This is a genomic window from Microbacterium tumbae, from assembly GCF_054780175.1.
Map to the genome: position 1 here is coordinate 213809 of NZ_BAAGWV010000003.1, position 25841 is coordinate 239649.

Genomic DNA, 25841 nt, shown 5'->3' on the forward strand with positions numbered 1-25841 from the left:
GGATGCAGGACGAGCGGGAGCTGCGCGAACTCCGCGCGAAGGCCTACGGACCGGACGGGACGCTGACGGATGCCGAGGCGGCGCGCCTGCGCGAGCTGCAGTCGCGTGCCGTCGGCGGGTCCGCGCACGTCCCGCGGGTCGAGGGCGATCGGCTCGGGGCCGCGCCTCCTGTCGGGGAAGAAGCCCCGAACAGTGCGGACCCGGCACCGGGGCCCGCCCGGCTGGGCGGTGCGAGAAGGGCACTCCGTCACTGGCGGCTCCCCGTGATCGTGGGCGCGATCGCTGTCGCGATCGGCGGAGGCGCCGGATGGGGGATCGCCCAGGCGGTCTCGAGCGGACCCTCGATCGAGCTGAGCGCGCAGCAGCGGGCATGGGAGGAGTCGATCGCCGCGGCGGGCGACTACGACCCCGGCTCGCTGCGGGTGGCGGGTCTCCAGGACACCATCCCCGTCGACGGGCTCGATCCGGAGGGCTTCGTGGCCTGGACGGCGACCGAGGACGGCGGAGAGCAGACCTGCCTGATCATCGCCGGACCGAGCGGGTCCGCGGAGACCTGCGACGAGACCTATGTCGCCCAGACGCGCTCGTTGACGGTCTCTCAGCGCGAGGATTGGGGCGCAGGGCGCGCGTGGGTCACCGCCGCGACCGGCTTCCTCACCGCGGACGGCGATCTCGCTGCGCGGTTCTACAACTATCAGCTGTCGGCCCCTTCCTCGGCCAGTGCCGACGCCGAGGCCGAGACGATGGCGGCGGAGGCGATCGCCGCCGAGCTCTTCCCCGAGGAGCTCGACCTCGTGGGCTATGACGAGGACCACTCGATCTGGCTTGCGACGACCCGCGCGGGGGAGACCTGTCTGGTCGTTGTCGGGATGCCGGACTGCATGTCGACCGAGGACGCGGAGCGGGACGGCTTGAGCGTCGGATCGGTGACGTCCGCCGCACCCGACGCGGAAGAGATGCAGATCACCTACAGGGTGACGTTCCTGCCGGACGGCTCCCCGTTCCTCACGATCATCAGGGAGCCCTTCGTCTCGGACACGGTCGAGGTCGGCGACCCGGGCGACGAATGAGCGACCCCCGACGGATTCTGAGCCCGGTCCGCGCTCAGACCCGGTCCGTGAGAAGCGCGAGCCGCCGCTCGCCGATCCGGGTGAGGATCAGCGTCGCCGTCTCGCTGCCCGCGAGCTTCAGCTTCCTGCGGAACGCGGCGGGGTCGATGTCGACGCCGCGCTTCTTGATCTCGACCGCGCCGATCCCGTTCGCGCGCAACGCGGCGCTGATCGCCTTCGGGTTCAGCGGAAGGGTCTCGCGTACGCGGAACGACTGCACGAAGGGACTCGTCACGGCCTCATCGCCGCTGAGATAGGCGATGTGCTCGTCCAGCATCCCGGCGTCCAGGCTCCTGGCGACGTCCCCGATCAGCCGGGCGCGGATCACCGCCCCGTCCGGCTCGTGCACGAAGGCGCCGAGCGGGCGCACGCCGGCGTCCGGAGCATCCGCTCCCGCCGTCAGCTCGTGCGGGCGCTCGCCGCGGATCACCAGCGCGGCCCGGCGCACCCCTTCGCGGGCCAGCGCCCCCGACCACAGCACGAGCTCGACGACGCTCCCGTCGACGCTCACCCACTGCGCCTCCGCATCGGCGGGGAGCGCATCGCGGTCGTGCCCCGGCCCCAGCTTGATCCCGGTCGGCATACGGCTCGCGAGATCGAACGCCCAGTCCAGGGAGGGGGAGTAGTCGGATGCCGTCACACGCCGGGTCTCGCCGTGACCCGCGGTGCGGCGGGCCGGATCGAGCCAGACCGCCGTGTCGCTTTGTCGGAGATGTGCGGCATCTTCGGATGCTTCCGCAGATTCCCTCCGAGCCTGATGCACATCTCCGGGGGGTGCGTCGGCGGGGGCTGCGCCGGCGAGGGATGCCGGGGTCGGCCCTGCGGCATCGAGGATCGTGTCCGCGGCATCCTCGGCCGTGCGGTGCAGCACCGTCGCGTCCGCGCCGAAGGGAGCCAGGTTGTAGGCCGCGATCGCGGCGGTGACCTCGTCCGCATCCACGGCGGTGACGCGAAGCCCGGCCCCGGCGAAGGCGAGCGCGTCGCCGCCGATACCGCAGCCGAGATCCGCGACGTGGGCGATGCCTGCCGCCCGCATCCGCCCGGCGTGACGAGCCGCCACGCCGAGCCTGGTCGCCTGTTCGAGTCCGGCCTGCGTGAACAGCATCCGCTCGGCGAACCCGCCGAACTTCGCCGCCGCCCTCGTGCGCAGGCGCGCCTGGCCGACGACGGCCGAGACGAGTTCAGGGGAATGCCCAGCCGCGCGCAACCGGGACACGGCGCGTGCGACATCCGCGGTGGAGTCGATGCGCCCCGTCTCGTCGAGGAGGCGCAGCCCCTCGGGGGTGAGCAGTTCGGCGAGCTCGGTCATCTGCACCGTTTCAGCCTAGGGAGTGTTTCCGCCGAGCGCTTACGACTGGCACTCGCATTGCGTGAGTGCCAGCGGTGCGCCTACACTGGGATTAGCACTCTCGGGTTGAGAGTGCGAACGAGTCTTTCGTGTCAGCGTCAAGAAAGAAGAGGTAGACCGTGTCGGTTTCCATCAAGCCGCTCGAGGACCGCATCGTCATCAAGCAGGTCGAGGCCGAGCAGACCACCGCGAGTGGCCTGGTCATCCCTGACACCGCCAAGGAGAAGCCCCAGGAGGGCGAGGTCGTGGCCGTCGGCCCCGGCCGCATCGATGACAACGGCAACCGCGTCCCGCTCGACGTCGCCGTCGGCGACCGCGTCCTGTACAGCAAGTACGGCGGCACCGAGGTGAAGTTCGGCGCCGATGAGTTCCTCGTGCTCTCGGCGCGCGACGTCCTCGCGGTCGTCGTCCGCTGAGTCCAGCGCCACGGCAGGGCCCGGATGCTTCGGCATCCGGGCCCTCGTGCATTCCGGCGGACCCCGCTCTCCGCGGAATCCGCTGACACTCGTCGGTCGAGAGCACGGATGTCGGCCGGGAACGGCCGGATCGACCGACATCCGTACTCTCGACCGACATCCGTCGCCCCGGCCGACGGGTGCCTCCGACGGCACGGACCGACGCTCGGCAGAGCGGGGTGCGGAACCGGGAATAGAGTTGTCCGGTGAGCCCCGATCCGAGACAGCGCGACGAGAGGAGCGCCGGTCTCCTCTACGCCGTCGGCGCCTATCTGATCTGGGGTGTCCTCCCGCTCTACTTCCTGCTGCTCGCCCCCACCGGCGCCTGGGAGGTCGTGGCGTGGCGGGTGCTGTTCTCCCTCGCGTTCTGCGTGATCCTGCTCGCCGTCGTCCGCGGATGGCGCGCGCTCTGGGCGATCGCGCGACAGCCGCGACTGCTCGGCCTCACCGCGCTCGCCGGGCTCCTCATCTACGTGAACTGGCAGGCGTTCCTCATCGGCACGCTCGGGGACCGCGTCGTCGAGACCTCGCTCGGATACTTCATCAACCCCATCATGACGGTGCTGCTCGGCGTCTTCGTCCTCCACGAGCGCATCAGGACGCTGCAGTGGGCGGCGATCGGCATCGCGGCGATCGCCGTCGTCGTGATCATCGCCGTATACGGCGAGTTCCCCTGGATCGCGCTCACCCTCGCGCTCTCCTTCGGCTTCTACGGGCTCATCAAGAAGCAGATCGGCCCCGCGGTGGACGCCGTCAGCGGGCTCGCGCTGGAGTCGCTCTGGCTCGTCCCCATCGCGGTGGTGCAGCTCATCGTCGTCGGCACGAGCACCGGCATCACGTTCGCAGCCGAGGGGACGTGGCACGCTGTGCTCCTGTGCTTCGTCGGGATCGCCACCGCAGTGCCGCTGCTGCTGTTCGCCGCGGGAACGCGCCGGATCAACCTCACCGTCATCGGGATGATCCAGTTCGTCACCCCGATCATGCAGTTCCTCACCGGCGTGCTCGTGCTGCACGAGCCGATGCCGGCCGAGCGCTGGATCGGGTTCATCCTGGTCTGGATCGCGGTGTCCGTGTTCGTCGCAGACCTGCTCCTGGCCGCGAGGCGCCGCCGCAGGACGAACGTCGCGGAGCCGGTGCGAGCGGCGTCATCGGCGTGAAACAAGATCGTTAGCGCACCGATACCCGCGGCTGCGCGGCCCGCCCATAGGGTTAGAACACCCGGACGCGGTGTCCCCACGTCCGCTGTTTCAAAGGAGCAATATGAACGTTCTGCAGGGTTCGCGCCCCAAGCTGCTGGCAGGAATCGCGCTGCTGGGAGCCACGGCGCTCGTCATCGCTGGGTGCAGCACCACCTCCGCACCGGAGTCGTCGGAGGAGCCGTCGAACGACCGTCCCGCCGACGTCGACCTGACGCTCCAGCTCGGCTCGCTCCTGCCCTCGACCGGATCGCTGGCGTTCCTCGGCGCTCCCATGGAGGCCGGCGTGCAGCTCGCCGTCGCGCAGATCAATGAGGCGGATGCCGGCATCACCGTCGAGCTCACCAGCGAGGACGAGGGCGACCTGGACAACAAGGCCTACGAGACCTCGATCACCAACCTCCAGAACGCGGGCATCACCGCGATGGTGGGCGCGGCATCCTCCAGCGTCACGAAGCTGATCCTCGACGGCAACGCCGGTGCGGGCATCCTCACCGTGTCGCCGTCGAACACCTCCGCAGAGTTCACGGGCATCAACGACCTGTACTTCCGGACGGCTCCGAGCGACAACCTCCAGGGCGAGGTCCTCGGAAACCAGATCGCCGAGGACGGCCACAAGACGCTCGGCATCATCTACCAGAACGACCCCTACGGCACGGGACTGTTCGAGGCGATCAAGTCGACCTTCGAAGGCACCGGCGGCGAGGTCGTCGCCGACGCTTCGTTCAACCAGGGCGACGGGCAGTTCAACGCGCAGGTGGAGACGATCGCGGCGGAGAACCCGGATGCGGTCGCCGTCGTCTCGTACGACCAGTTCGCGACCATCGCCCCGCTGCTGGGCAACGCGGGCATCGACACGGGCGCGCTGTACCTCGTCGACGGAAACCTGAAGGACTGGCCGGACCTCCCCGTCAGCCTCGAGGGCTCCAAGGGAACCCGCGCCGGTGCCGAGCTGCCCGATGACTTCATCGACCAGCTGAACGAGGTCTGGACGGCCGAGGGCAACGACCCGATCGACGCTCTGACCTACTCGGCAGAGGCCTATGACGCGGCCACGCTCATCGCGCTGGCGGCGCTGAAGGCCGTCTCCGTCGAGGGCGCGGACATCGCGGCGGCCATGCAGGAGGTCTCCGGCGGCAGCGGCGACGGCGAGAAGTGCACGAGCTTCGCCGAGTGCGCGGAGATCATCAACTCCGGCGGCACGGCCGACTACGACGGCTACTCCGGCGAGGTCACGTTCGACGACGGCAACGACCCGGCCGGCGCCGCGATCGGCGTCTACGAGTTCGACGCGGACAACGTGCAGACCCGCATCAAGTAACCATATGAGGAAGGCCCCGGATGCTCGGCATCCGGGGCCTTCCTCGCGCCCGGGCCCTTCCTCGCCTCTGGGGGTCCCGTGCGGTTGCCTCTCCCGCCCGGGAGGCGTCTCGTGTGATCGGTTCCCGCCCGGGAGGTGTCCCGCACGGCCGCTTCCTCGCCTCGGAGGCGGCCGCACGGGGCACCTGCCTGGCGCAGGGGATAGGGCGCAGGAGCTCGGGCGAGGGGTCAGGCCGCGTCGGCGCCGAGCGTGCCGAGGTACAGCCCGATGACCTTCGGGTCGTTCAGCAGCTCCCTGCCGCTTCCCTCGTAGGCGTCCCGGCCCTGGTCGAGGACGTAGCCTCGATCGCAGATCTGCAGGCAGCGCCGAGCGTTCTGCTCGACCATGATCGTGGTGACGCCGGCCTTGTTGATGTCCGAGACCCGGATGAACGCGTCATCCTGGCGGACGGGCGAGAGACCGGCGGACGGCTCGTCCAGCAGCAGGACGGACGGGTCCATCATGAGTGCGCGCGACATCGCCACCATCTGGCGCTCCCCGCCGGAGAGGGAGCCGGCGCGCTGCTTCAGACGCTTGCCGATCTCAGCGAAGATCCCGGAGACGAACTCCAGCCGCTCCGCGAAGATCTTCGGGTTCTGATACAGGCCCATCTGCAGGTTCTCCTCGATCGTCAGCGAGGGGAACACGTTGTTGGTCTGCGGCACGAAGGCCACGCCGCGCGCGACGAGCTTGTCGGCCTTCAGGCCGACGATGCTCTCGTCGTTCACGGTGATGTCGCCCTGGCGGACGTTCACCATCCCGAAGATCGACTTCAGCAGCGTCGACTTGCCTGCGCCGTTCGGACCGATGATCCCGATCAGCTCGCCCTTGCGCGCGATCAGGTTCGCTCCGTTGAGGATGTTCACCCCCGGCAGATACCCGGCGTGGACGTCCGTCAGCTCGACGACGACGTCATCCGAGGCTGACGCTCTCTGCTCTGTCACGACTTCTGCTCCTCTTCGGAGATCTCGGCTTCGATCTCGGCCTCCGCCTCGCTCTCGATCTGCTCGCGGAGGCGGGTCGCCGCGGCATCCGAGGCGACGGGGATGCGGCCGGTGACCGCTCCGAGATCGACATCCTGGTGGGCGCCCAGGTAGGCGTCGACCACGGCTGGATCCTCCATCACCGTCTCCGGCGGGCCTTCGGCGACGACCCGGCCCTCGGCCATCACCACCACCCAGTCGGCGATGTGACGCACCATGTGCATGTCGTGCTCGACGAACAGGACGGTCATCCCGAGGTCTTTGAGACCGAGGATGTGGTCGAGCAGGGACTGGGTGAGCGCGGGGTTCACCCCCGCCATCGGCTCGTCCAGCATGACCAGGGAAGGATCGCTCATGAGCGCGCGGGCCATCTCGAGGAGCTTGCGCTGCCCGCCGGAGAGCGAGGCGGCGAAGTCCTTCTCCTTGGCGTCCAGCTTGAAGCGCCGCAGGAGCTCGCGGGCGCGCTCCTCGATCTCGGCGTCCTGCGCGCGCCACAGGACGGGGAACAGGCCGGCCCAGAAGCCCTCGCCGCGCTGGTTCGGCGCGCCGAGCTTCATGTTCTCGAGCACGGTGAGCAGCGAGAGGGACTTGGTCAGCTGGAATGTGCGCACCTGGCCCATCCGCGCGACCTTGAAGGAGGGGACGCCGGAGAGCGCCTTGCCGTCGAACGACCAGGAGCCGGTGTTGGGTCTGTCGAAGCCGCAGAGGAGGTTGAAGAGGGTGGTCTTCCCCGCGCCGTTGGGGCCGATCAGCGCTGTGATCGCGCCGCGCGGGATCTCCAGGTGGTCGACGTCGACGGCGGCGACACCGCCGAACCGGCGCTGCACGCGGTCCGCGATCAGGATCGGATCGACCTTCGCCACGCCTGGCGCCGCCGGCCCCTTGGCGAGGCCGGTGCTCTTCTGCCGCGGCATCGCCGGTGCGATCCGGGTCTCGTCGTCACTGGACAAAGGTCATCTCCCTCTTGTTGCCGAGGATGCCCTGCGGACGGAACACGACGATCAGCATCAGCACGAGGCCGATCACGATGTAGCGGACGACGTCCGCCTGCGCCGCGGAGATCGGAAGGACGCCCGCGTTCGCCATCTCGGGCAGGAGCGAGCCGAGGAAGGCGAACACGACCCAGAAGAGCACGGCGCCCAGCGTCGGGCCGAGCACCGTCGCCGCTCCGCCGAGAAGGAGGATCGTCCAGAGGAAGAAGGTGAGCGAGGTCGAGTAGCTGCCGGGGATCACCGCGGAGGGGAGCACGAACACGATCCCGCCCAGGGCGCCGATCATGCCGCCGACGACGAGCGCCTGCATCTTGTACGCGAAGACGTTCTTGCCGAGCGAGCGGACGGCGTCCTCGTCCTCGCGGATGCCTTTCAGCACGCGGCCCCACGGGCTGCGCATGAGCGCCCACACCAGCAGGACGGCGAGGATCAGGCAGACCAGGCCGAACACGCGCACCCAGAGCTGGGTCTCGCTGTACACCCATGGGCCGAAGCCGTAGCTTCCGGGCGGGAACGGGTTCATCGCCTGGAAGCTCTCGTGATATCCGGACAGGCCGCCCGCGGAGTTGGTCCAGTCCTTGAAGAGCTCGGTCACGAACAGCAGGCGGACGACCTCCGCTGCCGCGATCGTCGCGATGGCGAGGTAGTCGGCCCGCAGGCGGAGGGTCGGGATGCCGAGGACGAGGGCGAACGCCGCCCCGCCCAGGAGACCTGTGAGCATCCCCGCCCACCACGGGAAGCCGAAGGTGAGGATGGAGATGGCGTAGCCGTAGCCGCCGATCGCCATGAACGCCGCCATGCCGAAGTTGAGCAGGCCGGTGTAGCCGAAGTGCACTGCGAGCCCGGTGGCCGCGAGCGCGTAGGCGAGGGTCGTCGGGCTGAACAGATAGGCGGCCGTGTTGCCGAAGATGCTTCCGAAGTCCATGCGTCAGCCCAGCCTTTCCCTGCGACCGAGGATGCCCTGCGGCCGGACGAGCAGGATCACGATGAGCGCGACCAGGGCGCTCGCGTACTTGAGGTCGGATGGGACTCCGAGGAGCGTCGACACCTCGACGGCGAGTCCGACGATGATCGAGCCGATGAGGGCGCCGAGCGTGGAGCCGAGTCCGCCGAGGGTGATCGCGCAGAACATGAGCAGCAGCATCTGCATGCCCATGTCCCATTTGACGCCCGGCCGGAAGTAGGCCCACAGGATGCCGGAGACGGCGGCGAGCGTGCCGGCCAGGATCCACACCATGCGGACCACCCTGTCGACGTCGATCCCCGATGCGGCCGCCAGCTGCGGGTTGTCGGAGATCGCCCTGGTCGCCTTGCCGACGCGGGTCCTCGTGAGGAAGTACCCGACGGCGGCGATCACGACGATGCTGGTGCCCATGCCGATCATGTCGATGTACGACAGCGAGATCGGTCCGAGCTCGATGGGGGCGGGGCTCGCCCCGGGCAGCTGGTAGGTGCCGCCGCCGATGACGAACTGCAGCACGTACCGCAGCGCGAGCGAGAGTCCGATGCTGACGATCATCAGCTGGACCACGCCGAGCCCCTTGCGCCGGAGCGGGCGCCACAGTCCCGCGTCGAGCGCCCAGCCCAGCAGCGCCCCCGCGGCGACGGCCGCCAGGATGCCGAGCCAGATCGGCAGCTGCCAGAAGGAGGTGACGATGAGCGCGACCACCGCGCCCCAGCTCACCATCTCGCCGTGCGCGAAGTTCGACAGCCGGGTCGTGCCGTAGATGAGCGCGGCGCCCATCGAGGCGAGGCCCAGGAGCAGGCCGAAGTTCAGGCCGCCCACGACGCGGGACAGCAGCTGGTCGATGAAGGACGTCGTCTCCCGCACGCCCTCGCCGAGGAAGAGATTGACGATCTTGGTCCCGGTGAGCCCGAACTCGATCTCGAAGGAGGCCGTGGTCCCCGAGACGGGCTGCATGCCCTCCGGGAGCTGCGATGCATCGACGATGACGCCGTCGGGGAGGGTCTCCTCGTCGACGGTGAGCGTGTACGCCTCCTTCTCCGGGACGTACAGGCGCCACCGGCCGTCGGCATCCGTCTCCGTGTCCGCCTCGAAGCCGTTCCCCTCGACGCTCATGGTGACGCCGGGGACGGGCTCGTCGTCGAAGGTGATGACGCCGGCGAGGTAGAAGTCCGTGACCTCCTGGCCGTCGTCGCTCTCCTCGGCCGATGCGGGCGGCGATTGCAGGAACAGGAAGCCGAAGGCGAGGAGCGTGCCGAGAAGGGCGATGGCCCATCGGGATCCGCTCCGCCTGGCCGAGATCGTCGGACTCACAGAACCTCCTGTCCAGCACACAGGCCGAGACGGGGTGTCGATCGGCCTTGATGTACGACGGTACGAGCGTAGTGTGTCGCGGCTGTTTCGGCCAACGCACGGTTCGGTCACGGCGTGCGGACGGCGGGGAATTATCCGGCCGCCCGCGGCGCTTAGAATTGGTACACCGTCGCCACAGATCTCGCCTGCAGGAGGGCCATCCATGGACCAGCACGACCCCTTCGGATTCGTCGGACTCACCTACGACGACGTGCTGCTGCTGCCGGGTCACACCGATGTGATCCCGAGCGAGGCCGACACGTCCTCCCGGATCACGCGACGCATCTCGGTCGCGACGCCGTTGCTCTCCAGCGCGATGGACACCGTCACGGAGTCGCGCATGGCCATCGCGATGGCGCGCGAGGGAGGTCTCGGCATCCTGCACCGCAACCTCTCGATCGCCGACCAGGCCGCGCACGTCGACCGCGTCAAGCGCAGCGAGTCCGGCATGATCACGGACCCGATCACGACCACCCCCGAGGCGACGGTCGAGGAGGTCGACGCGCTGTGCGCGAAGTACCGCATCTCGGGGCTGCCGGTCGTGGACCCCGACGGCAAGCTCGTCGGCATCGTGACCAACCGCGACATGCGCTTCGTGTCCGGCTTCGAGCGTCAGACCACCTTCGTCAAGGACGTCATGACCAGCGAGGGCCTCGTGACCGCTCCGGTCGGCGTGGCCGCCGGAGAGGTCATCGCCCTGTTCGCCCGTCATCGCGTCGAGAAGCTGCCGCTCATCGATGAGAACGGCAATCTCGCGGGCCTCATCACCATCAAGGACTTCGACAAGAGCGAGAAGTACCCGCTGGCCACCAAGGACGAGCAGGGACGCCTCCGCGTCGGCGCGGCGATCGGCTTCTTCGGCGACGCCTGGGAGCGGGCCGAGGCGCTGCGCGACGCGGGCGTCGACGTGATCGTCGTCGACACCGCGAACGGCCAGTCCCAGGGCGTGATCGACATCGTGAGGCGCCTGAAGGCCGACGAGTCCTTCGCGCACATCGACGTCATCGGCGGCAACGTCGCGACCCGTGAGGGCGCGCAGGCGCTCATCGACGCGGGCGTGGACGCCGTGAAGGTCGGCGTGGGCCCAGGCTCGATCTGCACGACGCGCGTCGTCGCCGGCGTCGGCGTCCCGCAGGTGACCGCCGTGTACGAGGCGTCTCTCGCCGCCCGCCCCGCCGGCATCCCCGTGATCGCCGACGGCGGTCTGCAGTACTCCGGCGACATCGCCAAGGCGCTCGTCGCGGGAGCGGACGCCGTCATGCTCGGCTCGCTCCTGGCCGGCACCGACGAGTCGCCGGGCGAGATCGTCTTCCAGTCCGGGAAGCAGTTCAAGCAGTACCGAGGCATGGGCTCGCTCGGCGCGATGCAGACGCGGGGAAAGCAGACGTCCTACTCCAAGGATCGCTATTTCCAGGCCGACGTCCCCAGCGACGACAAGCTCATTCCCGAGGGCATCGAGGGTCAGGTGCCGTACCGCGGCCCGGTCTCGGCGGTGGCCTACCAGCTCGTCGGCGGTCTGCGTCAGTCGATGTTCTACGTCGGCGCGCGCACCATCGAGGAGCTGAAGACCCGCGGCAGGTTCGTCCGCATCACGGCTGCGGGGCTCAAGGAGTCCCACCCGCACGACGTGCAGATCGTCGTCGAGGCGCCCAACTACAAGAAGTGACGTTCACGACGAGGGGCGGATGCCGTGAGGCATCCGCCCCTCGTCGTCCCCGGCCCGCGCCGAGAGCGGACGGATGCCTGACCGGAAGACGGCCGTCGGTCAGGATCACCCATCGTGATCGACGACTGCGATCCCGACCGGCGACGGTCCCGACTGGCGACCGTCCCGGTCGGGCACTACGGGCTCAGCTGCAGGTGTACGTGACGCCGTTGACGTCCCAGACCCCAGGGCCGAGCTGGTCGCACATGGCGAAGAGCGACCCGAAGAGCGCGACCAGTCCGATGATGCCGACGATCCACAGCAGGGTGATGACCGCGCCGACGATGATGCCGGCGATCGCGAGCCCCTTGGGCGCGCCCGCCTTGCCGAGCTTCACCGCGGCCACGATGCTGATGATCAGGCCCACCGGCGCGACGAGGAAAGCGAGGACGAGTCCGGCGATGGCGAGGCCGCGCCCCGGCACGGGAGCAGGGGCGGACCCGCCCACCGGATACGGCTGGGGCGCCGCCGGGTAGCCGGGAGCGGCCGGCGGCGTCGGGTCGGCAGGGTACCCGGATGCCGGCGGCGCGGCCGGCGGCTGATACGGGGAGGGGTCCTGCGGGGCGTTCGACGGTTCGGGATACGGAGGATTCGTCATGGTTCTCTCTCCTGTCTCTGCGTGGCGGTCGTGCTCTTCTCGTAGCCAGAGCGTAGCGACCGTGCGCCGTACGGCACCATCCCCTCGCCCACAGTGAGGCGCTTCGACCAGCCGTCTCACGGGGCCGAGTCGAGGACGACAGCTGTGCTAGCCTGGTCGGCTCGGTGAACGGGCGGAAGGACGGCTCGCACCGTGGGCTACATAGACGTGTCGGCGATCTCACTGACCCTGCCGGACGGCAGGCCGCTGCTCGATGAGGTGACCTTCCGCGTCGGCGCCGGATCCACCAGCGCCCTGATCGGACCGAACGGTGCAGGCAAGACGACGCTCCTGCGCATCATCCGCGGGGAGCAGCGGGCGGATGCGGGAGCGGTGGCGATCGACGGCGGGCTCGGCGTCATGGACCAGTTCGTCGGCCACGGTGCGAAGGGCCAGACGGTGCATGACCTGCTGGTGAGCGTGGCGCCCCGACGCATCCGCGCCGCGGCCGAGGCGCTGGAGGCGTCCGAGAACGCCCTCATCGAACGCGACGAGAACGACACCCAGATGGCATACGCGTCGGCGATCGCCGAGTACGCGGACGCCGGCGGGTACGAGCACGAGACGATGTGGGATCGGTGCACGATCGCCGCGCTCGGCGTGCCCTACGAGCGCGCGAGGTTCCGGGAGCTGACCACGCTGTCCGGCGGAGAGCAGAAGCGCCTCGCCCTGGAGGCGCTGCTGCGCGGTCCCGATGGGGTGCTGCTGCTGGATGAGCCGGACAACTATCTGGACGTGCCGGCCAAGCGCTGGCTCGAGGAGCAGCTGCGGCAGACGCCGAAGATCGTGCTGCTCGTCTCGCACGATCGTGAGCTCCTCGCCCGCGCGGCCGATCGCATCATCACGCTGGAGCCCGGGGGCGCAGGGGCGGTCGCCTGGGTGCACGGCGGCGGCTTCGCCACTTATCACAGGGCGCGCGAGGATCGGATGGACCGGCTCGACGAACTGCGCCGGCGCTGGGACGAGCAGCACGAGAAGCTGCTGGCGCTCGTCGCGACGCTCAAGGCCAAGGCCGAGGCGAACGACGGCTTCGCCTCGCGATACCGCGCCGCTCAGACGCGGCTGCGGAGGTTCGAGGAGGCGGGCCCTCCCGAGGAGCGCCCGCCTGCGCAGGACTTCGACATGCGTCTGCGCGGTGCGCGCACGGGCAAGCGGTCGGTGGTCGCGGAGCGCCTCGAGCTGACCGGGCTCATGAGGCCCTTCGACGCGGAGATCTGGTTCGGCGACCGCATCGGAGTGCTCGGCTCCAACGGATCGGGGAAGTCGCACTTCCTCCGGCTGCTCGCCCGGGGCGGGAGCGATCCCGATCCGGCGCTCGGACATGCGACGTCGGCAGGGGAGCGGATCGCCCCGGTGCCGCACACCGGCAGAGTCGCACTGGGGGCCAGGGTCGTGCCCGGCCTGTTCGCGCAGACTCATGCGCATCCGGAGCTCCGCGGGCGCACGCTGCTGGAGATCCTGCACCGCGGCGACGAGCGGCGCGCGGGGATGCCGAGGGACGCCGCGAGCAGCGCCCTGGACCGCTATGGCCTCGTGCGGCAGGCGCAGCAGAGCTTCGACTCCCTCTCCGGCGGTCAGCAGGCGCGCTTCCAGGTGCTCCTGCTCGAGCTCGCGGGATCCACCCTGCTGCTGCTCGACGAGCCGACGGACAACCTCGACCTGGAGTCCGCCGAGGCGCTCGAGGACGCCTTGACGCGCTTCGACGGCACCGTGCTCGCGGTGACGCATGATCGGTGGTTCGCGCGATCGTTCGACCGGTACCTCGTCTTCGGGGCCGATGGCGAGGTGTACGCCTCCGACGAGCCGGTCTGGGACGAGCGGCGCGTCGCGCGGTCCCGCTGACCGGGCGGGCTCGCGGGGCGCGGGTCCGTCTCCTGGCCATGGCGGCCCCGGGTAGTCTGGGAGGGTGACCATGGATATCGAGCTCGGCCGAGGAAAGCGCGCGCGTCGCGCGTACACGTTCGACGACATCGCGGTCGTGCCCTCCCGGCGCACGCGCAACCCCGAGGACGTCTCGACCGCGTGGACGATCGACGCCTACGGCTTCGACATCCCCGTGCTCGGCGCCCCGATGGACTCGGTCGTGAGTCCGGCGACGGCCATCCGTCTCGGGCAGCTCGGCGGTCTCGGCGTCCTCGATCTGGAAGGGCTGTGGACGCGCTATGAGGACCCCCGGCCGCTGCTCGAGGAGATCGCCGGCCTCGCACCGGAGCAGGCGACGGCGCGGATGCAGCGACTGTACTCGGAGCCGATCAAACCCGAGCTCATCAAGGCGCGCCTGGCCGAGGTCCGCGCCGCGGGCGTCACCGTCGCCGGCTCCCTCACTCCGCAGCGCACGCAGGAGCTCTACGAGACCGTCGTCGCCGCGGGCGTCGACCTGTTCGTCATCCGCGGCACGACCGTCTCGGCGGAGCACGTCTCCAGCGCCGCCGAGCCGTTGAACCTCAAGAAGTTCATCTACGACCTCGATGTCCCCGTCATCGTCGGCGGGGCGGCCACGTACACCGCGGCCCTGCACCTCATGCGCACCGGCGCCGCGGGCGTGCTCGTCGGATTCGGCGGGGGAGCGGCGTCGACGACCCGTGCCACGCTCGGCATCCACGCGCCGATGGCGACCGCCGTCTCCGATGTGGCGGCGGCGCGCCGCGACTACCTCGACGAGTCCGGCGGGCGCTACGTGCACGTGATCGCCGACGGCGGCGTCGGCACCTCCGGCGACATCGTCAAGGCGCTCGCGATGGGTGCGGATGCCGTGATGCTCGGCGTCGCGCTCGCCCGCGCCACGGACGCGCCCGGCCTCGGCTTCCACTGGGGACCGGAGGCGCACCACCCGCAGCTTCCCCGCGGACGCCGGGTCGCGGTCGACCGCATCGCGCCGCTGGAGGAGATCCTGTACGGCCCCGCTCCGGTCGCCGACGGCACCGCCAACCTCATCGGCGCGCTGCGCAAGTCGATGGCGACCACCGGATACTCCGATCTCAAGGAGTTCCAGCGCGTCGAGGTCGTGCTCGCCCCGTACCTGCAGAGCTGAGCCGCGCCGAACCGTGACCACACCCGAGGCGTTCCCGCCGACCCTGCGCGAGGTCCTGCTGCGTCCTCGCTGGATCGGGGTGCTGCTGCTGTGCCTCGTGGTCGCCGGCGTCTTCGCGTTCCTCGGGCAGTGGCAGCTCGGCCGCGCGATCGACACGGATCCGGCTCCGGCCGGCGTGACCGAGGAGCAGCGTCCGCTGGAGGACGTCGTCGTCCCGGGGGAGTACCTGTCGGAGCCCTATGTCGGGCAGCGCGTCCAGACCACCGGGACCTGGGTCGCCGGCGACTTCCTCATCGTCTCCTCGCGCTACAACGACGACGTGGAGGGGTACTGGGTCACCGGCCAGCTGCGCGTGGCGGACGGCGTCTCGATCGCCGTGGCGCTCGGCTGGGCGTCCGACAGGGAGAGCGCGGAGGCCGCCGCGGCGGCGCTGGAGCAGGACGCGGCAGGCGCGGAGGCCGTGATCAGCGGCCGGATCATCTCCGACGAGGGCGTGCAGGCGCCGCCGGCCGCCGACCCGCTCCGGCTGGACCGGATGTCGCCCGCGGCGCTGCTCAGCAGGTGGCACGACACGGAACGGCTCGCCGTCTACCGTCCGTATCTGGCCTCGGCCGACGCCCCGGACGGACTGATCGACATCTCGTCCCCTGCGCCGGAGGAGTCCTCGCCGGTCAACTGGCTGAACGTCTTCTACGCGGCCGAGTGGGCGATCTTCGCCTGCTTCGCGTTCTACATCTGGTACCGGCTCGCCAAGGACGCCTGGGAGCGCGAGGTCGAGGCTGTCGAGGAGACCTCGGACTCCTCGACAGCCTGATCCTCTGCGCACCTGCGCATCAGCTCCTGCGCATCTGAGCAGGTGTTTGTGCGCTCTCTCCGAACGCTTTTGGCGATCGTGTGAGCACTGGGTTACCAATCGGAGAACACCGTTGATCCCGTCCTCGGCCGTCCGTATGCTCACCAGCATGTGTGTGGGCTGAGAGCGTCCACCGCGGCGGTCTCCCCTGGACCGGCGCGCGATCTAACGAGGAGACAGCACCGATGAAGCCAGTCCCCGACGGAGGGAACCGCGTGGTTCCCTCGTCCTTCCGCAGCAACAGGGGGCGCATCGGCGTCCTCGCCGTGACCTGCGTCGCCGCCCTGGGCGGAGGCGCTCTGATGGCGCCTCCGGCCTTCGCCGACACGACCGGGACGGGCGTTGTCATCAACGAGGCCTACCTCTCCGGAGGCAGCGCGGGCGCCGCGTACACGAACAAGTTCGTCGAGCTGTACAACCCGACGTCGGAGGACGTCTCGCTCGACGGATTCTCGCTGCAGTACCGCGCGGCGACCGGAACGGGCCCCTCCAACGGCGTCGCCGTGCTCGAGGGGGAGATCCCCGCCGGCGGCTACTACCTCGTCCAGGGCGGCAGCAACGGGGGGAACGGTCAGGCTCTGCCCGCGGCGGATGCCGTCGGCAACCTGAACACCAGCGGCACGACCGGCACGCTCGCTCTCGTCGAGGGCACCGCAGCGGTCACGCTCACCCCGGGATCGACCGTCGGTGCCGACGGCGTCATCGATGCGCTCGGCTACGGCACATCGAACACCTTCGAGACGGCGGTGGCGACGGCACCCACCGGCAACACCGACGTCAGGTCGCTGAACCGCACGAACGGCGTCGACACCGACGACAACAGCGCCGACTTCACGCTCTCCGCGACGATCACTCCGCAGAACTCCGGCGGTACCCAGCCCGAAGAGCCTGAGGAGCCGGAAGAGCCGACCGTCGTATCGATCGCCGACGTGCAGGGCACGGGCGACGTGTCCCCCCTGAGCGGTCAGACCGTCCAGGTCGAGGGCGTCGTCACCGCCGACTTCCGCACCGGCGGCTACAAGGGCATCGTCATCCAGACCGAGGGATCCGGTGGAGCGGAGGACGCGACGCCCGGAGCATCCGACGGCGTGTTCGTCTTCCTGAACGCCCTCGCCCCGACGCTCGAGATCGGCGATCTCGTCTCGGTCACGGGCTCGGTCAGCGAGTACTTCGGCCAGACGCAGATCACTCCGGCCTCGCTCAGCGGCGTCGAGGTGGTCGAGGCCGGCGTCGGCGTGCCCGAGGTCACTCCGCTGCCGGACAGCGTCGTCGGAGCCGACCGGGAGCAGTACGAGAACATGCTCGTCGCTCCCACCGGCGCCTACCGTGTCGCCTCCAGCCACCAGCTGTACAACTACGGCACGCTGTGGCTGAACGCCGGTGAGGACCTCGCGGTCAAGAGCACCGAGATCGCCCGTCCCGGCGACGAGGCGGCGGCGATCGCCGCCGCGAATCGCGCGAACCGCATCCTGCTCGACGACGGCTACTCGATCCAGGTCACCAACAGCGGCCATGCGAACGACCAGCCGTACTTCACGGAGGACGTCGTCGTCCGCAACGGCGACACCGTCGACTTCAGCGACACCGGCTACGTTCTGCAGTGGGGCTTCGACGACTGGCGCCTGCAGCCCGTCGTCCCCATCGACGACACCTCCTCGGCCGATCTGAAGGCGACGTTCACCTCGAGCAATCCGCGTCCGGAGGCCGCGCCGACCGTGGGCGGCGACGTGCAGGTCGCGTCCTTCAACGTCTACAACTACTTCACGACCCTCACCAGCGAGAACTCCGACGCCCGCGGCGCCGAGACCTCCGAGGAGTTCGAGGTCCAGAAGTCGAAGATCGTCGCGGCGATCAACGGCCTGGACGCGGAGATCGTCTCGCTCATGGAGATCGAGAACTCGGTCAAGCTCGGCGAGCCGGTCGACTCCGCGCTGGCGGATCTGGTCGACGGGCTCAACGCGGACGCCGGCGACGAGGTGTGGGCCTACGTGCACACCCCCGATGAGCTGGACGACGCGTCGACCACCGACTACATCACGAACGCGATCATCTACAAGAAGGACGAGGTGACTCCCGTCGGCGACAGCCTGACGGTCGTGGACGAGACGGTCTGGGGCAATGCCCGAGAGCCGATCGCCCAGGCGTTCGACATCGACGGCCGTACGGTCACCGTCGTCGCGAACCATCTGAAGTCGAAGTCGGCGCCCTCGGGCGGAGGCGCGGAGCCCGCCGACGGCCAGGGCTTCTTCAACGCGGACCGCGTGGCGCAGGCGGAGTCGATCCTCGACTTCACCGAGACGATCGAGGAGACCACCGGCAGCAGCGACATCCTGCTGATCGGCGACTTCAACGCCTATGCGAAGGAGGACCCGATCGAGGTCTTCACCAGCGCGGGCTGGAGCGACGTGGCCCGGGAGCAGGCTCCCGACGAGCACACCTACACCTTCGACGGCGAGCTCGGCTCGCTCGACCACGTGCTGGCATCGCCGTCGCTGGCCGCATCCATCACGGGCGCGGGCGTGTGGAGCATCAACTCGCCGGAGTGGAGCGACCGCGGCTACGCGTTCGGAGCCGCGGAGGCGGGCACGCCGTTCCGGTCGAGCGACCACGATCCGATCATCGTCGGCGTCTCCAGCGAGATCCCGCCGGTGTCGATCGACGTCGTCACGATCAACGACTTCCACGGCCGGATCGAGGCGGACAACGCCTCGGCCGGGGCGGCGGTCCTCGCCGGCGCGGTTCAGCAGGTGCGCGATGCGAACCCGAACACGATCTTCGCCGCCGCAGGCGACCTGATCGGAGCCTCCACGTTCACGTCGTTCATCCAGGACGACAACCCGACGATCGATGCGCTCAACGCGGCCGGTCTCGACGTGAGCGCGGCGGGCAACCACGAGTTCGATCAGGGCTGGGCGGACCTCCGCGACCGCGTGCAGGACCGCGCGGACTGGGAGTACATCTCGTCGAACGTGTTCCTGACCGAGACCGGTGAGCCCGCTCTCGCACCCGCCTGGGTGAAGGAGCTCGACGGTGTGAAGGTCGGATTCATCGGCGCGGTGACGGAGGAGCTCGACTCGCTCGTCTCGCCGGACGGCATCGCGGATCTCGAGGTGCGCAGCATCGTCGACTCGGTCAACGACGTCGCGGCCGATCTCACCGACGGCGACGAGTCCAACGGCGAGGCCGACGTGCTCATCCTGCTCGTGCACGAAGGCGCGACGGGCACCGACGTCGCCAGCATCACCCCCGAATCGGCGCTCGGCGAGGTCGTCGAGGGCGTGGACGACAGCGTCAGCGCGATCGTGTCGGCGCACACCCACCTGGCCTACAACCACGTCATCGACGGCCGGCCCGTCATCTCGGCGGGGCAGTACGGCGAGAACTTCGGTCTGATGAACCTGCAGGTCGACGCGGAGACCAAGGAGCTGATCTCGATCAGCAACGAGATCAAGCCGCTGACCCAGGGCGGCCAGCCGCTGTATCCGGCCGTCGAAGAGGTGCAGTCGATCGTCGACGACGCCAAGGCCGAGGCGGACATCCTCGGTGCGGAGAAGGTCGGCGAGATCACGGCGGACTTCAACCGGGCGCGTCAGACGGACGGCGCGGAGAACCGCGGCGGCGAGTCGACGGTCGGCAACTTCGTCGCCGACGTCCAGAAGTGGGCGACGGATGCTGATCTCGCGCTGATGAACCCGGGCGGGATCCGTGCCAACCTCGCCTATGCGGGGACGGGGGCCGGCGACCCGGACGGCAACGTCACGTTCCGCGAGGCGGCGACGGTCCAGCCGTTCGCCAACACGCTCGTGACGCTGGATCTCACGGGCGCCCAGCTGAAGTCCGTGCTGGAGGAGCAGTGGCAGCCGGACGGATCGAGCCGACCGTTCCTGAAGCTCGGCGTCTCCGAGGGACTGGTCTACACCTACGATCCCGACGCCGCGCGCGGCGAGCGGATCACCTCGATCACGCTGAACGGCACGCCGGTCGATCCGTCCGCGACCTACCTGGTGGCGGCGAACTCGTTCCTCGCCGCGGGCGGGGACAACTTCACCACGCTCGCGTCCGGCACGAACAAGAAGGACACCGGCAAGGTCGACCTCGCATCGATGGTGGACTGGTTCGACGCCAACGGCACGGCGACGCCCGATCTCGCGCAGCGCGCGGTCGGCGTGACGCTGAGCGCCGCGGACGCCGACGGCTACAGCGCCGGCGACGAGGTCGCGATCGACCTCTCCTCGCTGGCGTTCAGCGCGGGCGAGGAGAACGGCGCCGAGGTGTCCGTGTCGCTCGGCGACACGGAGCTCGCCGCGGGTCCGATCGACACCGCGATCGTGGACGCGACCGACGAGGTCGGCCGGGCCAGCCTGAGCTTCACGGTCCCCGAGGGCGTGTACGGCGAGCAGTCGCTCACCGTCGCGGTCGAGGAGACCGGGACGAGCGTGCAGGTGCCGGTCGAGTTCGCCGCCGCTCCCACCGCCTCGGGGAGCATCTCGCTGAGCGTCGGCACCGTCGCCGCCGGCGGCTCGGTGACGATCACGGGCGAAGGATTCGAGGCGGGCCTCGACCTGGTGGTGGAGCTGCGATCCACCCCGGTGCGGGTCGGATCGGTCACGGTCGCGGACGACGGCACGTTCCGTCTCACCGTGATCGTCCCGGCGGACACCCCCGCGGGAGAGCACACGCTCGCGGTGATCCTGCCCGACGGCTCGGAGGTCACGGCCGCGCTGACGGTCCTGGCGGCGTCCGGCGGCGAGGGGCAGCTGCCCAGCACCGGAGCCGACTCGACTGCGGCGCTGACGCTGGCCGCTCTGCTGCTCCTGCTCGGCGCCGCCCTCGTCGTGGTGCGTCGTCGACGCATCCGCGCGGGGCTGTGAGAGCGCAGCGCTGACCGGCACCGCTGATCGCGCCGCTGCCCGGGACGAGAACGTCGTCCCGGGCAGCGGCGCGTCGGAGTGAGCGCACATGACCCGGGTAGACTGGATCCCATGCCAGAACCGAAAGCCGCCTCCTTTCCGAAGATCCGCGGGGCGCTGAAGTTCTATCAGGTCGCATCCATCATCACGGGCGTCATGCTGCTGCTGCTCGTCGCGGAGATGGTCCTGAAGTACACCCCGCTCCGGCTCGAGCTGTTCGGCGGCGGCTCCGGCGGCTTCCTGTGGTTCGCCCAGATGATCGAGGGGCCGGACGGGGAACTCGTCTCCACGGGTGACGGGGCGAACCTCTCGACCGGCATCCTCATCGCGCACGGCTGGTTCTACGTCGTGTACCTGTTCGCCTGCTTCCGGATGTGGAGCCTGATGCGCTGGCCGTTCCTGCGCTTCATCATGCTCGCCCTCGGCGGCGTCGTACCCCTGCTCTCGTTCTTCATGGAGGCGATCGTCGCGCGCGAGGTGAAGACGTACCTCGCCTCCCGTGAAGCGGCGCTCGCCGCCGAATCCGACCCCCAGACCCAGGAGGCCGCGCGATGAGCGCCGACACCGCCCAGCGTCCCGTCCTCGTCGTCGACTTCGGCGCCCAGTACGCGCAGCTCATCGCACGCCGCGTGCGCGAGGCCGGCGTCTACAGCGAGATCGTGCCGCACACGGTCACCGCGGACGAGATCTCCGAGCGCGACCCCGTCGCGCTGATCCTCTCCGGCGGGCCCTCGTCCGTGTACGAGGAGGGCGCCCCGGATCTCGACGGCGGGATCTTCGACCTCGGCATCCCGACGCTCGGCATCTGCTACGGCTTCCAGGTCATGGCGCGCGCCCTCGGCGGAGAGGTCGCCAACACCGGTCTGCGCGAGTACGGCGCGACGGACGCGGCGCTGTCCGGCGACGGCGGCGTGCTGCTGGGCGGCCAGCCTTCCGAGCAGAACGTCTGGATGAGCCACGGCGATCAGGTCTCGCGCGCGCCGGAGGGCTTCGCGGTGCTGGCGTCGACCTCGGCGACGCCGGTGGCCGCCTTCGGGAGCGAGGAGAAGTGCTTCTACGGCGTGCAGTGGCACCCCGAGGTGAAGCACTCCGACCACGGCCAGGAGGTCATCGAGAACTTCCTGCACAAGGCTGCGGGCCTCGCCGCCGACTGGAACAGCGGCAACGTCATCGAGGAACAGGTCGCCCGCATCCGCGAGCAGGTCGGCTCCGCTCGCGTCATCTCCGCGCTCTCCGGCGGCGTCGACTCCGCCGTCTCCACCGCGCTCGTGCACCGCGCCATCGGCGATCAGCTCACCGCGGTCTTCGTCGATCACGGCCTGCTCCGCAAGGGCGAGCGCGAGCAGGTCGAGCAGGACTACGTCGCCTCCACGGGCGTGCGGCTCATCACGGTGGATGCCGCCGAGACCTTCCTCGGCTTCCTCGCCGGGGTCACCGACCCCGAGGAGAAGCGCAAGATCATCGGGCGCGAGTTCATCCGCGCCTTCGAGAAGGTGCAGCGCGAGCTGGTCGACGAGGCCAAGGCTTCCGGTGAGCCGGTGAGGTTCCTCGTGCAGGGCACGCTCTACCCGGACGTGGTGGAGTCCGGCGGCGGCACGGGGACGGCGAACATCAAGTCGCACCACAACGTGGGCGGCCTTCCCGATGACCTCGACTTCGAGCTCATCGAGCCGCTGCGCACCCTGTTCAAGGACGAGGTGCGCGCGATCGGCCGCGAGCTCGGGCTGCCGGAGGCGATCGTCGGGCGACAGCCCTTTCCTGGACCTGGCCTCGGCATCCGCATCGTGGGCGAGGTCACCGCTGACCGTCTCGCGCTTCTGCGTGAGGCCGACGCCATCGCCCGCGAGGAGCTGACCAAGGCGGGGCTCGACCAGCAGATCTGGCAGTGTCCGGTCGTGCTGCTGGCCGACGTGCGGTCCGTGGGCGTGCAGGGCGACGGCCGCACCTACGGGCATCCGATCGTGCTGCGTCCGGTCTCCAGCGAGGACGCCATGACGGCGGACTGGACGCGTCTGCCCTATGACGTGCTCTCCCGGATCTCCAACCGCATCACCAACGAGGTGCGCGATGTGAACCGTGTCGTGCTCGACGTGACCTCGAAGCCCCCGGGGACGATCGAGTGGGAGTGACACGAAGAAGGGCGCGGGCTTCGGCCCGCGCCCTTCTTCGTGTCCGGCCTCGTTCTCCGGAGAAGCGTGCGCGATCTTCGGCAGGACTCCGCGAAGACATCCGAGGATGCCGCACATCTCCTGCGCCGTGCACCGTGGGAGGGGCGTCCTAGAAGCGTCGGCCGCCGGAACGGCCGGAGGACCTGCTCCCGCCGGAGGACCTGCTCCCGGACGATCCCGAGGAGCGGCTGCCGGAGGAGCGCGAGGAGCCGCCCCAGGAGGACGAGCGCGAGGAGCCGCCCCAGGAGGACGAGCGCGAGGAGCCGCCCCAGGAGGACGAGCGCGAGGAGCCGCCCCATCCGGAGGAGCTGCCTCCGCCTCCGCCCTCTCCTCCGAAGGCGCCGGAGAGGGCGCCGAGCACCACTCCGCCGATGACGAAGAGCACGATGAGCCCCGGTTGCTGATCGGCGACGCCGAGGCCGCCGAAGAACCCGACGGCGCCCCCGCCGATCCCACCCCACACGGCCTTGCCGCCGGTGCCCTCGTTCTCTTCGTAGACATATGAGCGCCGCCCCTCGGAGCGTGCTCCCGCGTCCGACGAAGGCGGGTCGTACATGACGGCGCCGCTCTCGGCGGGTGGTGCGGACCTGCTGAACCGGCGGCTCACCGACGACGCCGGCGTGCCGATGAGGCTCTGCACCTGCTCGGCACTGGCGAGCGCCGCCGACGCCTGCCGCTCGGCGTCCTCCTCGGACGCCTCCGCGGCCTGGGCCAGCTCTCGCTGAGCGGCATGCAGCCTGCTCAGTGCGAAGGCGCTCACCTGACCGGCTCTGGCCTGCACGGAGGCCTCGGCCGCGCGTACGGCGGCCGTGGCGCGATCGAGCAGAGGGGCGGCCTCCGCGGCGCCGTCCGCGGCTGGTGGCGTCGCAGAGCGCGCGGCGAGCGCGTCCGCCTGCGCGCCGACGGCGTGGTGCAGATCCTTCGTCTCGGCGAGCAGCCGCTCGATCTCATGGACGGCCTTCGTGATGGCCCGCGGCCTGCGCGCCTGCACCGCCTTCTGCAGCGCCGCGAGCTGCTCGTCCGCCGCGCTCAGCCGGCGGCCGATCTCCTCGGCGTTGCCGGACACCCCGATGAGATCGGCGGGGGCGAAGGCTGCGGTGAGGGAAGCAAGGCGATCCGCGGTCTCCTTCTGCAGCCCGTCCGCGTCCGCGCGCGCCGACCGCAGTCGGGTCAGGGTCTCCGCCGCGCTGTCCGCCAGAGCCCGAAGCGAAGCCAGCTCGCGCCTGCGCCCTTCCAGATCGCCGTCGACCTGTCCGCAGAGGCGGATGATCGTGTCGGTCCACGATCGGGTCTCCTGAGGCGTGTCCTCCTCGGCATCCTGGAGCTTCTCGAGGAGCTGGAACGCCTCCTGCAGACGGGATCGGCACTCGGCGAGCACGGCGGCGAACTCGGCGGTGGTCTCCTCGCCGAACTCGGCGGTGACGAAGCCGAGCTCCTGCTCGCTCGTGCGCACCGCCTCATCGGTCTGCACCAGCAGCCGTGCGGCGCGCTTCTTCTGGCCCTCCAGAGTCCGGAGCTCCGTGGCCAGCGCGACGCGGCGCCGGACGAAGAGCACGAGCTGGACGATGAGGAAGACGAGCAGCGCGAGCCCGACGATGCCGAGCACCCATACCCACCACGGCCATGGCGTCGTCGAGAACTCGTCGGCGACGTACTCGATCCCGCCGGCCCAGTCGTCATCGGCGAGGTAGTCCGCTCCCAGTGCGTCCTCGATCTCGAGGATCCGCTCCTCGGAGAGCGGACCGGCGGCGACGCCGCCGTCGCCGTACTCCGCCGAGATGGCGAGGCTGCGGCCCACGGTGGCGATCGCGAGGAGATATTGGTCCGGTGCGAGATTGCTGCGCTGCGCGGTCTCGTCCGCCCAGGCGAGCGCGTTGGCGGGGTCCTCGAAGTCGGGGACCAGGACGACGAACAGCTCCGGCAGCCCGTCCGCGGACGCGAGTTCGCCGAGACGCTGCTCGAGACTCGCCTCCTCCGCCGCGCTCAGCACGCCGGAGAGGTCGCTGACGTAGCCGGACTCGAGGTCGTCCGGAGTCTCGGCGTTCGCGACGATCCCGGGGCCGCCGAGGAGTCCGCCGAGCAGCGCCGCCCCTCCTGCGGCAGCCGCACGTCGTGTCCAGTTCCTCATATCGTGCCCCCCTGTGGTTCCCGCCCATCATGGCATGCGAGCTCGCGGCGCTCGGCTGTCATCGCCTTCCGCGGAGGGGCGCCATCCTCGGAGTCGTCCGTCGTTCGTCGCGCCGATGAGAGAATCCGGAAGAATCTCGCACGCCGTGTCGATTCGCGCCCTTTCCGTTCGACGTCTTCAGTGAGAGGGTCGAAGGACGGCCCGGAACAAGGAGACGAATCGATGAAGTACATGCTGATCATGCGCACCACGGATGAGGCTCTCGCGGCATCCGCCGACCTCGACTTCGCCGAGATCATCGAGGCCATGGGGAAGTACAACGAGTCGCTCATCAAGGCCGGCGTGCTGGCAGGAGGCGACGGCCTGGCGCCCGCCGAGGAGGGCGTGGTGGTCGACTTCTCCAGCGAGACCCCGCTGGTCACGGACGGCCCCTACGGCGAGACCAAGGAGCTGTTCAACGGCTTCTGGATCCTCGACGTCGCGTCTCAGGAGGAGGCGGTCGAGTGGGCCAAGCGTGCTCCGCTGGGCGCCGGGGACAAGCTGGAGGTCCGCCGGATCCCGGGGATCGAGGACTTCCCGCAGGACAACGAGTGGATCCAGAAGGAGAAGCAGTGGCGCGAGGACGCCGCGTGGACCGGCGAGGCCTGAC

Annotated in this window: 19 protein-coding genes; 12 read left to right on the forward strand and 7 right to left on the reverse strand. The window is 69.8% G+C overall.

Going from position 1 to position 25841, the window contains the following annotated elements; translation table 11 throughout:
• Nucleotides 1-2: 2 nt before the first annotated feature.
• Nucleotides 3-1070, forward strand: a complete 1068-nt coding sequence (locus ACYVGQ_RS12875) for a hypothetical protein (protein WP_460785040.1) — start codon at nucleotides 3-5, stop codon at nucleotides 1068-1070.
• Between the two features lie 34 nt (nucleotides 1071-1104).
• Here ACYVGQ_RS12875 and ACYVGQ_RS12880 read toward each other — a convergent pair whose 3' ends face one another.
• A complete protein-coding gene (locus ACYVGQ_RS12880) occupies nucleotides 1105-2418 on the reverse strand; it encodes a class I SAM-dependent methyltransferase (RefSeq protein ID WP_460785458.1) in 1314 nt (437 codons plus the stop codon).
• Nucleotides 2419-2576: 158 nt separating this feature from the next.
• On the opposite strand from ACYVGQ_RS12880, the gene groES reads away from it, so the two are divergent.
• The 3 genes from groES (at nucleotide 2577) to ACYVGQ_RS12895 (ending at nucleotide 5429) form a co-directional block, all read left to right on the forward strand.
• The gene (groES, locus tag ACYVGQ_RS12885) at nucleotides 2577-2873 is read left to right on the forward strand and encodes a co-chaperone GroES (RefSeq protein WP_017203655.1); all 297 of its coding nucleotides are present in this window, start codon (nucleotides 2577-2579) and stop codon (nucleotides 2871-2873) included.
• Nucleotides 2874-3118: 245 nt separating this feature from the next.
• Entirely contained in the window at nucleotides 3119-4069 is a 951-nt protein-coding gene (gene rarD / locus ACYVGQ_RS12890) for an EamA family transporter RarD (protein ID WP_460785041.1), read from the forward strand.
• Nucleotides 4070-4172: 103 nt separating this feature from the next.
• Nucleotides 4173-5429 (forward strand): ABC transporter substrate-binding protein, encoded by a 1257-nt coding sequence (locus ACYVGQ_RS12895; protein ID WP_460785042.1) that lies wholly within the window; start codon nucleotides 4173-4175, stop codon nucleotides 5427-5429.
• 227 nt (nucleotides 5430-5656) lie between these two features.
• Here ACYVGQ_RS12895 and ACYVGQ_RS12900 read toward each other — a convergent pair whose 3' ends face one another.
• Genes ACYVGQ_RS12900 through ACYVGQ_RS12915 form a run of 4 tightly spaced genes read right to left on the reverse strand, consistent with a single transcriptional unit; the run spans nucleotide 5657 to nucleotide 9721 of the window.
• Nucleotides 5657-6412, reverse strand: a complete 756-nt coding sequence (locus tag ACYVGQ_RS12900) for an ABC transporter ATP-binding protein (protein ID WP_460785043.1) — start codon at nucleotides 6410-6412, stop codon at nucleotides 5657-5659.
• Nucleotides 6409-7365 carry an ABC transporter ATP-binding protein gene (locus tag ACYVGQ_RS12905; RefSeq protein ID WP_460785459.1) on the reverse strand — a complete coding sequence of 319 codons (957 nt, stop codon included), beginning with the start codon at nucleotides 7363-7365 and terminating at the stop codon, nucleotides 6409-6411. Before ACYVGQ_RS12905 ends, ACYVGQ_RS12900 begins: the two co-directional genes overlap by 4 nt.
• Before the next feature lie 25 nt (nucleotides 7366-7390).
• Entirely contained in the window at nucleotides 7391-8368 is a 978-nt protein-coding gene (locus tag ACYVGQ_RS12910) for a branched-chain amino acid ABC transporter permease (protein WP_460785044.1), read from the reverse strand.
• 3 nt (nucleotides 8369-8371) lie between these two features.
• Nucleotides 8372-9721, reverse strand: coding sequence for an ABC transporter permease subunit (locus ACYVGQ_RS12915; protein WP_460785045.1), 1350 nt, complete (start codon nucleotides 9719-9721; stop codon nucleotides 8372-8374).
• A gap of 202 nt (nucleotides 9722-9923) precedes the next feature.
• On the opposite strand from ACYVGQ_RS12915, the gene guaB reads away from it, so the two are divergent.
• The gene (guaB, locus tag ACYVGQ_RS12920) at nucleotides 9924-11426 is read left to right on the forward strand and encodes an IMP dehydrogenase (protein WP_460785046.1); all 1503 of its coding nucleotides are present in this window, start codon (nucleotides 9924-9926) and stop codon (nucleotides 11424-11426) included.
• A gap of 184 nt (nucleotides 11427-11610) precedes the next feature.
• On the opposite strand, the gene ACYVGQ_RS12925 is transcribed toward guaB, so the two are convergent.
• Nucleotides 11611-12063 (reverse strand): DUF4190 domain-containing protein, encoded by a 453-nt coding sequence (locus tag ACYVGQ_RS12925; RefSeq protein ID WP_460785047.1) that lies wholly within the window; start codon nucleotides 12061-12063, stop codon nucleotides 11611-11613.
• Between the two features lie 192 nt (nucleotides 12064-12255).
• Here ACYVGQ_RS12925 and ACYVGQ_RS12930 point away from each other — a divergent pair, with 192 nt between their 5' ends.
• The 6 genes from ACYVGQ_RS12930 (at nucleotide 12256) to guaA (ending at nucleotide 23025) form a co-directional block, all read left to right on the forward strand.
• Nucleotides 12256-13944 (forward strand): ABC-F family ATP-binding cassette domain-containing protein, encoded by a 1689-nt coding sequence (locus tag ACYVGQ_RS12930; RefSeq protein WP_460785048.1) that lies wholly within the window; start codon nucleotides 12256-12258, stop codon nucleotides 13942-13944.
• A 70-nt stretch (nucleotides 13945-14014) separates the two neighbouring features.
• Nucleotides 14015-15133 (forward strand): GuaB3 family IMP dehydrogenase-related protein, encoded by a 1119-nt coding sequence (locus ACYVGQ_RS12935; RefSeq protein WP_460785460.1) that lies wholly within the window; start codon nucleotides 14015-14017, stop codon nucleotides 15131-15133.
• A gap of 13 nt (nucleotides 15134-15146) precedes the next feature.
• On the forward strand, nucleotides 15147-15947 hold the full coding sequence (locus ACYVGQ_RS12940; RefSeq protein WP_460785049.1) for an SURF1 family protein: 801 nt from the start codon (nucleotides 15147-15149) through the stop codon (nucleotides 15945-15947).
• Nucleotides 15948-16171: 224 nt separating this feature from the next.
• Nucleotides 16172-20857: an ExeM/NucH family extracellular endonuclease gene (locus ACYVGQ_RS12945; protein ID WP_460785051.1), complete on the forward strand. Its 4686-nt coding sequence runs from the start codon at nucleotides 16172-16174 to the stop codon at nucleotides 20855-20857.
• Nucleotides 20858-20968: 111 nt separating this feature from the next.
• Entirely contained in the window at nucleotides 20969-21451 is a 483-nt protein-coding gene (locus ACYVGQ_RS12950) for a DUF3817 domain-containing protein (protein WP_460785052.1), read from the forward strand.
• The gene (gene guaA, locus ACYVGQ_RS12955; protein WP_460785053.1) at nucleotides 21448-23025 is read left to right on the forward strand and encodes a glutamine-hydrolyzing GMP synthase; all 1578 of its coding nucleotides are present in this window, start codon (nucleotides 21448-21450) and stop codon (nucleotides 23023-23025) included. The genes ACYVGQ_RS12950 and guaA overlap by 4 nt, the downstream gene beginning before the upstream one ends.
• A gap of 148 nt (nucleotides 23026-23173) precedes the next feature.
• Here guaA and ACYVGQ_RS12960 read toward each other — a convergent pair whose 3' ends face one another.
• Nucleotides 23174-25192: a TPM domain-containing protein gene (locus ACYVGQ_RS12960; RefSeq protein ID WP_460785054.1), complete on the reverse strand. Its 2019-nt coding sequence runs from the start codon at nucleotides 25190-25192 to the stop codon at nucleotides 23174-23176.
• A 222-nt stretch (nucleotides 25193-25414) separates the two neighbouring features.
• Between ACYVGQ_RS12960 and ACYVGQ_RS12965 the strand changes: the two genes are divergently transcribed.
• Nucleotides 25415-25840 (forward strand): YciI family protein, encoded by a 426-nt coding sequence (locus tag ACYVGQ_RS12965; protein ID WP_460785055.1) that lies wholly within the window; start codon nucleotides 25415-25417, stop codon nucleotides 25838-25840.
• Nucleotide 25841: the final 1 nt, after the last annotated feature.

Bases quoted from the DNA above. Each gene is read 5' to 3' on its own strand.
- guaA (WP_460785053.1), top strand. From the start codon at position 21,448: ATGAGCGCCGACACCGCCCAGCGTCCCGTCCTCGTCGTCGACTTCGGC.
- ACYVGQ_RS12950 (WP_460785052.1), top strand. From the start codon at position 20,969: ATGCCAGAACCGAAAGCCGCCTCCTTTCCGAAGATCCGCGGGGCGCTG.
- ACYVGQ_RS12875 (WP_460785040.1), top strand. From the start codon at position 3: ATGCAGGACGAGCGGGAGCTGCGCGAACTCCGCGCGAAGGCCTACGGA.
- ACYVGQ_RS12910 (WP_460785044.1), bottom strand. From the start codon at position 8,368: ATGGACTTCGGAAGCATCTTCGGCAACACGGCCGCCTATCTGTTCAGC.
- ACYVGQ_RS12965 (WP_460785055.1), top strand. From the start codon at position 25,415: ATGAAGTACATGCTGATCATGCGCACCACGGATGAGGCTCTCGCGGCA.
- ACYVGQ_RS12925 (WP_460785047.1), bottom strand. From the start codon at position 12,063: ATGACGAATCCTCCGTATCCCGAACCGTCGAACGCCCCGCAGGACCCC.
- guaB (WP_460785046.1), top strand. From the start codon at position 9,924: ATGGACCAGCACGACCCCTTCGGATTCGTCGGACTCACCTACGACGAC.
- ACYVGQ_RS12960 (WP_460785054.1), bottom strand. From the start codon at position 25,192: ATGAGGAACTGGACACGACGTGCGGCTGCCGCAGGAGGGGCGGCGCTG.
- ACYVGQ_RS12880 (WP_460785458.1), bottom strand. From the start codon at position 2,418: ATGACCGAGCTCGCCGAACTGCTCACCCCCGAGGGGCTGCGCCTCCTC.
- ACYVGQ_RS12895 (WP_460785042.1), top strand. From the start codon at position 4,173: ATGAACGTTCTGCAGGGTTCGCGCCCCAAGCTGCTGGCAGGAATCGCG.
- ACYVGQ_RS12935 (WP_460785460.1), top strand. From the start codon at position 14,015: ATGGATATCGAGCTCGGCCGAGGAAAGCGCGCGCGTCGCGCGTACACG.
- ACYVGQ_RS12945 (WP_460785051.1), top strand. From the start codon at position 16,172: ATGAAGCCAGTCCCCGACGGAGGGAACCGCGTGGTTCCCTCGTCCTTC.
- ACYVGQ_RS12905 (WP_460785459.1), bottom strand. From the start codon at position 7,365: ATGCCGCGGCAGAAGAGCACCGGCCTCGCCAAGGGGCCGGCGGCGCCA.